Source organism: Flavobacterium sp. W21_SRS_FM6 (assembly GCF_052119645.1).
Classification (GTDB): domain Bacteria; phylum Pseudomonadota; class Gammaproteobacteria; order Enterobacterales; family Alteromonadaceae; genus Paraglaciecola.
Genome location: NZ_JBGQOM010000005.1, coordinates 309,784 through 323,049 on the forward strand (window position 1 = coordinate 309,784; position 13,266 = coordinate 323,049).

Sequence of the window (13,266 nt, forward strand, 5' to 3'; positions counted from 1 at the left end):
TTTTTGGCACACCAAGGCATTTAGTCTCGAACCTTATGTCGAAGATCATCCACCCACATTGCAGTGGCTCCACACACGGCAACAGGCATCACTAAAAAGTTAACTAAGGGGATCATCGAACCAATACTCACCGCAATACCAAAACTAAAAGAGTTACCACGGCTGGCATGCAGAGTGCGCCGCATGCGATTAAAATCGACTTTGTGATTGTCAAAAGCGTAGTCACAATATTGTATAGCCATCATCCAGGCACTGAATAAAAACCATAAAATTTGTCCAAAAACCGGCAGGATAAAAAACAAAAGTAAAAAGCCAATGGCTCTTGGAATGTAATAGGTAAATTTAGACATTTCCCTACCAAAAGTACGAGGTATGTCTTTTACAATATCAACCAGTCCCGAATCCCCTAAACTTTGCCCCGTTAAATGCAGCTCTACTTTTTCAGCTAACAAGCCGTTAAAGGGCGCGGCAATCCAATTGGCCAAGGTGCCAAAAATAAGCGCGAAGACCAGCAAAATACTGATAACGGCAATAGGCCAAATGATGTAGCTCAAGCCTTCTTTTAACCAGCTAAGCCATTGCCAATCAGGAATTAGATCGACCACCCACACGATGCTTTCACTAATTTGACCAAACAAAAAATAGAATGCGGTAGCAAAAAGCAATAAATTGACCACAAGGGGGATAAAGACGAAACGCTTCAGTCCCTTTGTGGTAATCAAACTAAAACCTTGAAAAAAATAATGCACGATGTTCCCTCTAACTTGATAAAGTGCGAAGCTGTCGCAGTGGAAAATATAAGGTCATTAACCAACCCAAGTATAAGGGCTGATGGTCATTGATCAAAACGTCAATTGTTACACTTGATGACTTTGCTGATCAATCCTCCTTTTGCTAAGAGCGCTGGTGCGTGATGAATGAATCGTGAGTTAATAACCGATAGCGACTGTCAATAATGCAGTTATCTTTTACGGTCAATGCGACTCAGTTTTTTTGAACCCTGGTGCTGAGGAACTCAATATATTCTGACTTAGTGAGTCGTCCACCTAACTGCCTGTTTTTTACGCGAGGCCCTTTAAAAACCGGTTGAATGTAAACCAAAAACAGACTTGCTTGGTAGATTTAGCGTTTTAGGTAAAACGCTAATTGTGACACTTGACGACATTTGATACATTCGCAGTAGTTCGCATAAAAATTATAAAATCATCGGAACACGCTGTGTCACTATGCGCTTAAAAAAAATTAAATTGGCAGGGTTTAAATCCTTCGTCGATCCAACCACCATTCCATTTCCAGATGACATGACCGCGATAGTCGGGCCAAACGGCTGTGGCAAATCTAATGTCATTGATGCGGTGCGTTGGGTATTAGGCGAAAGCTCTGCTAAAAATTTGCGCGGTGATGCCATGACCGATGTCATTTTTAATGGCTCAACGGCGCGTAAACCGGTATCTCAATGTAGCGTAGAATTGGTGTTTGATAATTCATCAGGGCGAATCCAGGGTGAATATGCCGGCTACAACGAATTATCAGTAAAACGCATTGTAACCAAAGATGCCCAATCAAGTTACCTCTTAAACAACAGCAAGTGCCGCCGCCGTGATGTCACCGATTTGTTTTTAGGCACAGGTCTGGGTCCGCGTAGCTATGCCATTATAGAGCAGGGCATGATCTCACGACTAATTGAGTCTAAACCTCAAGAACTTCGGGTTTTTATTGAAGAAGCCGCTGGGGTGTCAAAATACAAAGAGCGCCGCAGAGAAACAGAAACCCGTATTCGTCACACCAAAGAAAATCTTGAGCGACTAGCTGATGTACGCGGGGAGCTTGGCCAGCAGCTTGAAAAACTGCAGCGTCAAGCCGCAGCGGCCAAACGTTACAAAGAACTCAAGCAGCAAGAGCGTACCTTAAAAGGCCAGTTAGCCGCGATACGCTGGTTAAAGCACAGTAAGAAAATTGAGGGGCTTGAACTCGATATTGAAAAGAAAAATAACGAGATCGAAGCCTACGTTACTCGTCAGCGTGGTGAAGAAAAAGACTTAACAGAATTTAAAGAAAAGCAGCAAGAGCTCAAGCTACAGCTCGGGGATGTGCAACAACACATTTTCAAAGTAGCGACCGATATCAGCCGTATCGAGCAAAATCAAATTCATACCAAACAACGCAGGCAAAAAGTTGAACAAGAAATCAGGGTATTGCAAAGTGCCATTTATGAACACGATGTTCAGTTACAGCAACATAGTGAAACACTGAGTGATTTATATGAACAATTAAGCTTGGCCGAACCAGAAAAACAGGTACTTGAAGAACAGTTAGATGAGGCCCAAGAGCAGCTTTTTAGCAGCGAACAACACGCCAATCAGCAGCAAAGCCAGTGGCGAATGCAAGAACAATCGTATCAAAATAGCAAACAACAAGCGCAAGCTTGTCATGGTCAAATTCAGTCACTACTCAGTATGCAACAGCGCACCGAACAGCGCATCAGCGACATAAAAATAGAATTGTCAGAGCTGGTCGACGCTGAATCAGAAGTAGAGCTTGAACAAGTCCATGCAAGGCTTGCCGAATTACAACAGCAAGTAAGTGTCAGTGGCGAAAGTTGGCAAAAAGAGCAAGATGGCCTAGTAGCACTGCAGCAACAAATAAAGCATCGAGAACAGCAGAAACTGAGTCAACAAGGCGACTTACAGCAGATTAAAGCCCAGTTAAGCGCATTACGTTTACTACAAAAACAAGGTGAAACCAATAATGCGCTGGCTGAGACCTTATCGCAGCATAAGCTCAAATATGATCTGTGGTGGCAAACCTTAGAGGTTAAAGCAGGCTGGGAGAAGGCGTTTGAGTGCCTGACTCAACATTGGCAACAAGCGGTGCAGTTAAAAAATGCGTCTGGGGTATTGCCTTACATAGAAGATTTTGTTGGTAGCAAACTGCTATTGCTGGATGAGTATTCAGATAATATTCCACCAAACAGTGTTGCTGCTAAAATACACAATCCTCGAGTGCCTACTTGGCTTTGTGATGTATTTATTGCTGAAACAATTGAACAAGCAAAAACAGTTGTGACTTCACTTGCCCCTCATCAAAGCGTCATTACCCCGCAAGGGTATTGGTTAGGACATGATTGGCTCATTGTCGGAACGATGACACAACAAGGCGGTTTACTGGAGCGTGCCAGCCAAATTTCGCAGCTTGAAGAGCTACAAAGTGCGAGTGAAAAACGCATACAGTATTTAGAAGACGAACTCGATGAGTTGCAAGGTGAATTGGAAAATGCCACGCAAAAAGTCAGGCTGGCCAAGAGTCAACATGATGGATTTCAGCAGCAACATCAGCAGGTACACACGCAATTAACCTTATTACAGGGGCAGGTGCAACAAAATACGGGGCGCATAGAAAAACTGCAAAATGAACTAATCAAACAACAAGAACTCGCCGCGGATGAAGAAGAGCAACTGGCCCAATTATCAATGCAGGCTGAAGAGTTAGAATTGAGCGTGGCTGATTTGCATGAACAACAAGCTGGTATTGAGCAGGCCAGAGAAGCAAACCAAAGCAAGATTCAAATAGCTCGAAATCAGGTAGACAACAGTAAAACGAAACTGCATCAACTTGCCTTATATTTGCAAAGTATTCAAAGCCAATATAGTAATTTACAAACCACACAGGCTCGAGAAGCCCAGCAACTAAAAAACATGCATGAAAAGCTGGCTGAGCTAAAGGCAGAATTTATCGAGTTAAGCTTGCCCTTAGAGGATCAAGCCGAAAATCTGCAATTATTGTTAGAGCAGCGCGCTGCATTAGATTTACAGCAACAAGACCTCACTGAGCAACTAAGCGAACTTGACAAGCAAATCAGTCTCGCTGAAAAAGGACAGCAAGGCGTTACCGACAAAATTCAGGCAATGCTAACCGAATTACAAAGTATCAAGCTTGATTGCGAAGGTTATCGAGTGAGGGCAAATGGCGTACTTGAACAATTGCAAGAGTTACAACAATCCTTAGATGCTGTGCTTGAACACTTACCACAGGGCGCGGATGAAAACCTGTGGCAACAGGAACTTGAAAAAACCAGTGCTGCCGTAGCCCGTTTAGGTGCAGTAAATTTAGCCGCAGTGGAAGAATATGAAATACAAGCAGAACGTAAACTTCATCTAGACACTCAAAATGACGATCTCGTTTCAGCCTTAGATACCCTTGAGCAAGCAATCCGTAAAATTGACAAAGAAACCCGTTCGCGCTTTAAAGAAACGTTCGATCAAGTCAACGAAGATTTAAAAATGTTGTTTCCCAAAGTGTTTGGTGGTGGCTCAGCGTACTTGGAACTAACCGATGATGATCTACTCGAAACAGGGGTAAGCATTATGGCAAGACCGCCAGGAAAGAAAAATAGTACAATACACCTGCTTTCTGGTGGAGAAAAAGCGCTGACCGCTTTATCATTGGTGTTCGCCATTTTCAGACTTAATCCGGCCCCTTTTTGTTTGTTGGATGAAGTAGACGCACCTCTTGACGATGCCAACGTTGGTCGTTTTTGTAAATTGGTATCAGAAATGTCAAAAACAGTGCAGTTTATTTATATAACCCATAATAAGATTGCGATGGAAATGGCTACACATCTAACCGGTGTTACCATGTCTGAACCAGGTGTGTCACGCATGGTTGCAGTAGATGTAGAAGAAGCTGTGGCGATAGCCCAAGCTTAATGATGAATAATAATAAAAAAGGGTAAATGTTTAAATGGATGATGGTGTATTTCGTTGGATATTACTGGCTCTAGGTAGTTGCATTATTATAGCCGTATTGGTCCATGGTATTTGGACTTCCAGAAAAAACAGTCAAAGTAAACTAACCAAGCGCGGAGCTGGCAAACCTCAATTGCAGCCCAGTGGGTGGCATGATGATGAGTTATCAGAAGATGATTCGTCTCAAGGAGCCGCGGGGTTTTTCACCCGAGATGACGACAAAAGAGACATTAAAATTGATTTTGATGTCGAGCAAGGCAAGGCGCCTCAGGCTCGTCAAGTGCCAGGCGAAGGTGAATTTGACGATCTAGGTGTTGGTGCTGTAAGAATTGTGAGTGCCAAACCAAGTAGTTCAACTGTCGCGCAGCCCCTAACTGACAACGTCGACGATATTCCAAGTTTAGATGATTTTGAGCCCTCTAAACCAGCCATCGTTCCCGAAGTAAAACCGGTTTCCACTGGCAAGGTATATGCCTCTGTTGTCAGCCAGCCTAAACCTGAATATGCCGCTAAATACGGTAATGGCAGCGGTGCTAAGAGCTCGTCGACGGCAAATACGGCTAAACCTGCAGACGAATACCAAGCACCTGAACCACCGCCTTTTTTGTTAAAAAAAGACGAGCCGACATTGCCACAAACATCGGCAGTGGATATGGATGCCTTGAAAAAAAACGCGCAACAAACGCCGCCGCTTGAACAGCCAAAAAGTGCTGAGCCTGAGCCAGTCAAACCGCCTGAGCCTGCGCAAGAAAAGGTCAGCTTAGCCGAACAAGCACGCCAGTTAGTGATGGGGAAAAAAGCAGATATTGCCGGTAAAAAGCGCCGTGAGCCGAAAATTGCAGAAGACCAATTGCGTATCGATTTTGAAGATGAGCCGGTAAAAGAAGCGGCACCTGCGTCGTCAGAGCCTAAGGCGAAACCGGCGGAAATAGCCCAAGAAGTCTTGGTGTTAAACGTCAAAGCAGCAGAAGGACATCCTATCCAAGGTGCGGCCTTGTTACCGATGTTACTGACCTTAGGGTTTAAATTTGGTGATCAAGATATCTTTCATCGCCATGTCAACGCCAACGGTAAAGGCCCAGTTTTATTTAGTTTGGCTAATATGTTTAAACCGGGTAATTTCGATATTGACAACCTCGAGAATTTCACGACTTTGGGTATTTCATTGTTTATGATCTTACCTATTGAAGGTGACCCTCATCAGGTATTTAACATGATGCATAATGCGGCTCGAAAAATCGCTGATGAATTTTCTGCTCACGTTTATGATGGGAGACGGGCATTATTGACCAAACAAAGCTTGCAACAATACGTGGAAAAAATACGTGAATTTGAACGCAAGCGAATGGTTAACCGTCAATAGTCTAATACCAAATAGTACAGAAGCTAAGCCCTGATTACCTCGCTAATCTAGGGCTTTTTAATTCTTTATACTTTCTATTTTCATGTGTTAATTTTTACAGTGGAATGCTAATCAATGGCAAACTTAAACGATGCGACTCTGCGCCTCAATCAATTAAAAAAAGACATTGCTGAATTTAATTATCAGTATTACGTGCTTGATAATCCAACGGTGCCTGATGCTGAATATGATCGTTTGATGCTTGAACTGAAGCAAATTGAACAAACCTTTCCTGAATTGATTAGCAGCGATTCACCCAGTCAAAAAGTAGGCGGCACGCCACTGGCACAGTTTGCGCAAGTTGAGCATGAAGTACCGATGTTATCTCTGGACAATGCCTTTGATGAGGCATCTTTTTTAGCTTTCGAAAAGCGCATGCAGGACCGAGTAAAACGCAACGATGACATTGCTTATAGTTGCGAGCCAAAATTAGATGGTTTAGCGGTGAGTTTATTGTATGAAAATGGCACGTTAGTAAGAGGGGCAACTCGAGGTGATGGCAGTGTAGGGGAGAATATTACCGCGAATGTGCGCACCATTCGGAATGTACCTTTATCACTACGCGGCGATAGTTTTCCTGCTCGCTTAGAAGTGCGCGGCGAAGTGATCATGACCCGAGACGGTTTTGCTGCACTTAACGAGCGCCAAGCGAAAGAGGGCAAAAAAGTCTTTGCTAATCCACGTAACGCCGCAGCGGGAAGTTTACGACAATTAGACTCACGAATTACCGCAGCACGGCCTTTATTGTTTTTTGCTTATTCATTGGGCCTAGTAGAAAACGAACAAGCGCCTTTAGCGCCCACACATTCAGCCCGTTTAGAGCAGCTCAGTATTTGGGGGTTGCCGCTAAGCCAAGAATTAGATGTGGCAGTAGGTGCACAGCAGTGCTTGGCTTACTATAAAAAGATTGGCGAACGTCGCGATAGCTTAAATTATGATATCGACGGTGTCGTATTTAAAGCCGATAGTATCGCGCTGCAACAAGAACTTGGCTTTGTGGCCCGTGCTCCGCGATGGGCCATTGCCCATAAATTTCCGGCCCAAGAAGAAATGACGCAAGTCCTTGATGTGGAGTTTCAGGTTGGCCGGACGGGAGCGATTACACCGGTAGCCCGTTTAACGCCGGTATTTGTGGGGGGAGTGACCGTTTCTAATGCTACATTGCACAATCAAGATGAAATTCAGCGTTTAGGTTTAAAAATCGGTGACAGTGTTATTGTTCGCCGAGCAGGGGATGTAATACCACAAGTAGTTGCCGTGGTTGACGCTAAACGCCCAGCTGATGCTCAAGATATCAGGTTTCCAACTCATTGTCCGGTATGTAACTCAGCGGTAGAAAAAATAGCAGAAGAGGCCGTAGCTCGCTGTACCGGAGGTTTGTACTGCGCTGCCCAGCGTAAAGAGGCAATGAAACATTTTGCTTCTCGTAAAGCCTTCGATATTGATGGCATGGGCGACAAAATAATTGAACAATTGGTGGATCAAAACCTGGTTCTCACACCAGCTGATTTCTTTACATTAGAATTTATGCAATTGGCTAATTTAGAGCGCATGGGTGACAAATCTGCTGCGAATTTACTTATTGCTATTGGGAAGAGTAAAAGCACTACTTTAGCTAAGTTTTTGTACTCTCTGGGTATTAGAGAAGTGGGTGAGGCCACAGCTGCCAATTTAGCCAAACATTTTTGTGATTTAGATGCCATCATCGCGGCTGATTTAGAAGCATTGCAAGCGGTCAGTGACGTTGGGGTGGTGGTAGCAGAACACGTGTACAACTTTTTCAGAGAAAGTCACAATCTTGAGGTGATCGCTGCTTTGATTCAGGCAGGCATTACCTGGCCGAAGATTGAAAAAATCGCTCTTGAGTCTCTTCCTTTAGCCGGACAAACCTATGTTTTGACCGGTACATTAAGCCAAATGGACCGTAATGAAGCGAAAGAAAAACTGCAAAATCTTGGCGCAAAAGTGGCAGGCAGTGTTTCAGCTAAAACCTCTGTGGTCGTTGCTGGGGCAAGTGCTGGCTCTAAGCTTGCTAAAGCCGAATCACTGGGCATACAAGTCATGAATGAAGAGCAGATGTTACAATTATTCAGTGAATTAGAGGCATAGATGGACGCTATTTTATCGCTATTAAGCCAACTTAGCCGTGTTATGCAGCCACATTATTCGGCTATCGCGCTGAGCATGGTAGCCACCGTATTAGTCATATATGGTGATGTGCTGAATAAACGTTTAAAACGTTTTGTTAGTCCTCATCATTTTATTATTCGTACCTTAGTATTTGTTGTGGTGTGCGCGTTTGGTTATGGATTATTAACGGTTTTCGCCGCGCCTTTTGTAAAACAACTTTTGCTCATGATCCCCTTTGTGTATCGCGGAATATCAATTATTTTGATATTTTTACTGTTGGGGTATTTGGCTGAGCGTCGCCGGTATATATGAAATTAAAAAGTAAAAGCAGAACAGCATTGAAAACTACAGGTCTGCTTTTTGCCTTGCTGTTGATGGCAGGATGCGTTGCAAAGCAAGCCATCCAAAGCCCCCAGTCTGTGCCAGCTAAGCAACAAAATACTATCATGAGAGAGAGTTTACTTGGTCAGTGGTGTGGCGAGAAAATACATGAAAATGGCATGTATCAGAAGTGGGTAGTGAATAGAGCGTCAAACGGCACATACAAAATAGATTTTACTACCGTAGAGGTATCAGGCGTTAAAGAGCAGTGGAGTGAGATGGGAATGTGGGGATTTCGCTACCCAATTTATTTTACATCAGTACAAGCGTTTGCCGACAAAGGTAGCGTATATCCTGCTGATACCAGCGATCCTTCACTCTACGATGCGTATGAAATTCAAGAGCTGAACAATGAGTTTTTTTCGTACAAAAGTTATGCGTCGGGTAAGGTATTTACCGTCAAGAGAACATGCGAAACAAACCTAGAGTAAGCTATGCCTCAGGGAAGGCTTGTTTTATTTCTTTGGCTTTGGTTAAACAGATTTAAAATCGCCAAGCAATAAAACGACTTATCTTACTCCCTTGGCTCATGTTGACGGTTTTTACCTCATTGGCATTGACCTTTTCTAGTTGCTGATAGAGTAGCGTTAGATGCTCTTTTTTGGAGACTAAACAAGTAAACCAGCGCACTTGCTTAGCGAAGAGCTGACTTTCGTTTATCATTTTTCTAATAAAAGCCACTTCACCCCCGTTACACCACAATTCATTTTGTTGCCCAGCAAAATTCAAATGATTAAGAGATGTTGAAGGCTGCTTGTCTGCTGTTACCCCCCGTTTTTGTTTATTGCGCCCGAGATTTCTATTTTTTCGTTGTGTGCCGCTAATGGCTTGAGCGGCTGAAGCATGAAACGGAGGATTGCAAATCGTAAACGTCAGTGTATCTTGGGGTAAAATGATGCCTTTAAATATGTTGTCTGCATTGCACTGCGGGCGAAGCGTAATATGCTCCGCAAGCTTCGTATTAGAGTCGATAATACGTTGCGCTGAGGCAAGTGAGCTAGGATTAATTTCGCTCCCTATAAAATCCCACTGATAAACTTGACTGCCGACAATGGGGTAAACAAGGTTCGCGCCAACCCCAATATCCAAGCCAATTATCTGGTTATCGTTCTTGACAATATGTGAGGCGTTAAGGAGATCTGCGATGTGACAAATATAGTCAGCGCGCCCGGGAATAGGTGGGCATAAAAAGCCATCGGGAATATCCCAATAAGTAAGATTATAATAATGTTTAAGCAAAGCTTGATTGAGCAATTTGACCGCGAGGGGATCACTAAAATTTATGGTGAGACGCCGCTCAGAATTGGCAATAACAAAGGGCTGTAATGCAGGTAAAGTACGGGTTAAAAGATTAAAATCGTAGCCATGTTTATGAAGGTTATTAGCGTGCATTTTTATTTAAATTTCAATAATTAAGTCAAAGTGTGAGCACGGATCCAAGGGAGTCGAGACGTGTCGTTTTCGCTATTTTACCACTTTCCTCAACGTTAATTACCCTGATATGAAAATTACTCACTGGTTTTCATTCAATTCAGGCAAATCATCTAATGAGTTGAAGACCATTTTACATTACAATCCGCGGCTTTATTTTAGGCAAACTGGCGGTAAAAATGGCAGCGATTGGAATTGACTACGGTACCTCTAACTCTGAGGCAATTTATTTTGACGGACAACAACACCATTTTATCACCTTAGATCCTTCGCAAGAATCAGCAAACAAAATCCGTTCATCAGTGTTCATTTATTATGACGGGGAATTACCAAGGCCTGCAGATTCAATAATTGAAGCTAAAGTAACGCAGATAAAAGGCGCAATTTCTCAGCAGATTGAAAAAGCCAAAGAAGGGTATTACGAAGCGATTACCCCTGATAAACAACAAATGTTCAGCGATAAAATCGATGAGTTAAGGGCCCAATTTCATAATACTCCGGCTTTACAGCGCCGAGCCATCGAAGTGTTATTAGAGGATATGACCGTGCAAGATGTGCCCTTGCATCGTTTGGTTGAAACCGGTGAATTTGCTTTCGGAGAAGGGGGCTTTAGACGGTATTTAAAAACGCCAGAGAAAGGGCGCCTAATCTACTCACCAAAAAACTTTTTAGGTGCTAATTTAATTGCCGGCCAACACCAAGCTTTTGTTGGTATGATTGCCAAACAATTAGAGTTTTTTCGTCTAAGTGCTGAAAAACAATTGCAACAATCAGTTGATACCGCAGTGATTGGCCGACCAGTTAAGTTTCATGGTTCTAGAGGGGAAGAAGGCAACACACAAGCCATTGACATCATGACGCAAGCCGCTGAAAAAGCGGGCTTTAAACATGTAGAATTTCTTGAAGAGCCTATTGCCGCAGCCTACAAAATTGAACGTACTTTAGACAAACACACTAATGTATTGGTCATCGATATTGGTGGTGGTACCACTGATATTTGTTGCATTAAGTTATCACCAAGTAAATTTGCCAATCTCGATCGCCAACAAGATGTACTGTCGGTTACCGGTGCCCGTTTGGGCGGTATGGAGTGCGACAAAAACCTTATTGTAAAATCCATTGCACCCACTATGGGTCAAGGACTATTAACCTATAATGGTTTGCCTGTTCCACCGGCGTATTTTTCAGATATGTGTGCGGTGGATGATATTCCTAGGCTTAACCAGTTTTTCTCTGACGAATACGGCCTTGAAATCGCCCAAACTAAGTCACTAGTCAAAGAGCCTGAGTTATTAGAGCGACTGTTAGTGGTGCAAGAAGAGAAGTTATCTGCCCGTTTGGTTAACTCATCTCGACTCGCCAAAGAGATGCTGTCATCTAAAGAGCATATTACCTTACCGCTGCACTATATTGAGACTGATTACGACGTTGATATCAGTACCGAAGATTTAAATAAGTCAATGCAATCGTGGCTTACAAAGGTAAAACGCTTAGTCACAGAATGCTTAGCCAACAGCGCCGAGCCACCTGAGATGCTCTTTATTACTGGCGGTATGAGTTTATCTCCTATTGTCAAAAAAGAGCTGCATGAACTGATGTTGCCTCATTTGCCATTGATAGAAGGTGATGCATTTAACTCTGTTTGTGAAGGCTTGGCTATCCAAGCGGCTAAACTGGCAAATAGATAAACCTTTAAAAGGGTGCATTATGTGCACAAAACTCGCTATGCTTAGCTCATAAACTGACGAAAAGAGAATATTATCATGGCTAAAGTGACCGGTATTGGCGGTGTATTTCTAAAGTGTAAAGGCGACAGTAACGCATTGGCCAGTTGGTACGAAAAGCACCTTGGTATGTCGTTGGAAAGTTTTGGTGGCTGCGTACTCAAATGGCCAGATGATAAAGCGAACGACGACGGCATAACGGTTTGGGCGTTGGCTGATAAAAATAGTCAATGGTTTAGCCCCAGTGAATCATCTTTTATGATCAACTATCGGGTGGATGACTTACTTGCCTTAATTGAGCAGTTAAAAGCCGAAAACATTGACTTGGTGGCGGGGCCTGAGTCCCATGAAAATGGCAAGTTTGCTTGGATCATGGATCCAGACGGAAACAAAGTCGAACTCTGGGAGCCGAAGCTGTGGGATGAACGCAACAAGCCCTAACGCTATTTAAGGTATCTGAGTTATGGTGCTCAAGGGCACCAGCAAAAAATTAAGCGACGCACATATTGACGAGCACCTTGCCTTACATACAATAGCGCAAAATTAATATTGAGTTAGCGTATGAGCCCTGTCCAACCTGTAACAAAGCCAAAATTTCAACAGCGAGTCAGTACCTTAGTTGAAAACAGCCTGACTCAAGGAATATTACTCACCCTAATTTTAATCAACGCCATCACGCTAGGCCTAGAAACGGTGCCGTCGGTAATGAACACCATCGGGGGCTTTATCCTATTGCTAGATAAGGCTATTTTGAGTGTTTTTGTGCTTGAAATAGCCCTAAGGCTTTATGCCTATCGCTTAGCGTTTTTCAAAAATCCGTGGAGCGTGTTTGATTTTGTCGTGGTAGGTATTGCTTTATTACCTGCTAGTGGTCCTTTTGCGGTACTTCGTGCATTAAGAGTATTGCGGGTCTTAAGGGTACTTACATTCGTGCCATCTATGCGCAAAATCGTCGGTGCTTTGGTGAAGTCATTAAATGGCATGTTATCTATTGCGATGGTGTTGGCACTGGTCTATTACGTGGCAGCAGTGATGGTTACGAAGCTATTTGGTGAGGCTTTTCCGGAATGGTTTGGCAGTATAGGGGCATCCTTATATACCTTGTTTCAAGTCATGACACTGGAAAGCTGGTCGATGGGAATTGCACGGCCTGTTATTGCTGAATTTCCCTATGCATGGGCATTTTTTATTCCATTCATTCTTATTGCCACTTTTACCATGTTAAACCTGTTTATTGCCGTCATCGTTAATGCGGTGCAAAGCATGCACGATGAAGAGCATCAAGAGGAGCACGACGCCAAACAAGCTACCCAAGAGCAATTATTGCAACTGTTGCAGCAGTTACAGTCAGAGGTTACTGCCCTCAGAGCAGAGCTCAAAAATCCTTCTGCAACTAAATGAGCGTTAGCAACTACGTATCTTTTGTAGGTAGGGCAGGGATGTTAAAAAAAAC

10 protein-coding genes are annotated in these 13,266 nt (G+C 43.3%); 8 read left to right on the top strand and 2 right to left on the bottom strand.

The window, feature by feature from the left end; genetic code table 11:
* Nucleotides 1–20: 20 nt before the first annotated feature.
* Nucleotides 21–749 (bottom strand): sulfate transporter CysZ, encoded by a 729-nt coding sequence (gene cysZ, locus ACEN2L_RS11060; protein ID WP_441743708.1) that lies wholly within the window; start codon nt 747–749, stop codon nt 21–23.
* Nucleotides 750–1,226: 477 nt separating this feature from the next.
* Between cysZ and smc the strand changes: the two genes are divergently transcribed.
* The 5 genes from smc to ACEN2L_RS11085 all read left to right on the top strand — a co-directional run bounded on the left by smc (nt 1,227) and on the right by ACEN2L_RS11085 (nt 9,089).
* The gene (smc, locus tag ACEN2L_RS11065) at nt 1,227–4,706 is read left to right on the top strand and encodes a chromosome segregation protein SMC (RefSeq protein ID WP_441743710.1); all 3,480 of its coding nucleotides are present in this window, start codon (nt 1,227–1,229) and stop codon (nt 4,704–4,706) included.
* Between the two features lie 34 nt (nt 4,707–4,740).
* Nucleotides 4,741–6,108 (top strand): cell division protein ZipA, encoded by a 1,368-nt coding sequence (gene zipA, locus ACEN2L_RS11070; RefSeq protein WP_441743712.1) that lies wholly within the window; start codon nt 4,741–4,743, stop codon nt 6,106–6,108.
* 114 nt (nt 6,109–6,222) lie between these two features.
* The gene (ligA, locus tag ACEN2L_RS11075; protein WP_441743714.1) at nt 6,223–8,256 is read left to right on the top strand and encodes an NAD-dependent DNA ligase LigA; all 2,034 of its coding nucleotides are present in this window, start codon (nt 6,223–6,225) and stop codon (nt 8,254–8,256) included.
* Nucleotides 8,257–8,589 (top strand): DUF3392 domain-containing protein, encoded by a 333-nt coding sequence (locus ACEN2L_RS11080; protein ID WP_441743716.1) that lies wholly within the window; start codon nt 8,257–8,259, stop codon nt 8,587–8,589.
* 26 nt (nt 8,590–8,615) lie between these two features.
* Nucleotides 8,616–9,089, top strand: a complete 474-nt coding sequence (locus tag ACEN2L_RS11085; protein ID WP_441743718.1) for a hypothetical protein — start codon at nt 8,616–8,618, stop codon at nt 9,087–9,089.
* A 52-nt stretch (nt 9,090–9,141) separates the two neighbouring features.
* Here the strand turns inward: ACEN2L_RS11085 and rlmF are convergent, their stop codons facing one another.
* Entirely contained in the window at nt 9,142–10,050 is a 909-nt protein-coding gene (gene rlmF / locus ACEN2L_RS11090; protein ID WP_441743719.1) for a 23S rRNA (adenine(1618)-N(6))-methyltransferase RlmF, read from the bottom strand.
* A gap of 218 nt (nt 10,051–10,268) precedes the next feature.
* On the opposite strand from rlmF, the gene ACEN2L_RS11095 reads away from it, so the two are divergent.
* From ACEN2L_RS11095 to ACEN2L_RS11105, 3 genes are all read left to right on the top strand, one after another.
* Complete coding sequence (locus tag ACEN2L_RS11095; protein WP_441743721.1) at nt 10,269–11,777, top strand: Hsp70 family protein; 1,509 nt, start codon at nt 10,269–10,271, stop codon at nt 11,775–11,777.
* Nucleotides 11,778–11,852: 75 nt separating this feature from the next.
* Nucleotides 11,853–12,254 (top strand): VOC family protein, encoded by a 402-nt coding sequence (locus tag ACEN2L_RS11100; protein WP_441743723.1) that lies wholly within the window; start codon nt 11,853–11,855, stop codon nt 12,252–12,254.
* Nucleotides 12,255–12,374: 120 nt separating this feature from the next.
* Nucleotides 12,375–13,214 (top strand): ion transporter, encoded by an 840-nt coding sequence (locus tag ACEN2L_RS11105; protein WP_441743725.1) that lies wholly within the window; start codon nt 12,375–12,377, stop codon nt 13,212–13,214.
* Nucleotides 13,215–13,266: the final 52 nt, after the last annotated feature.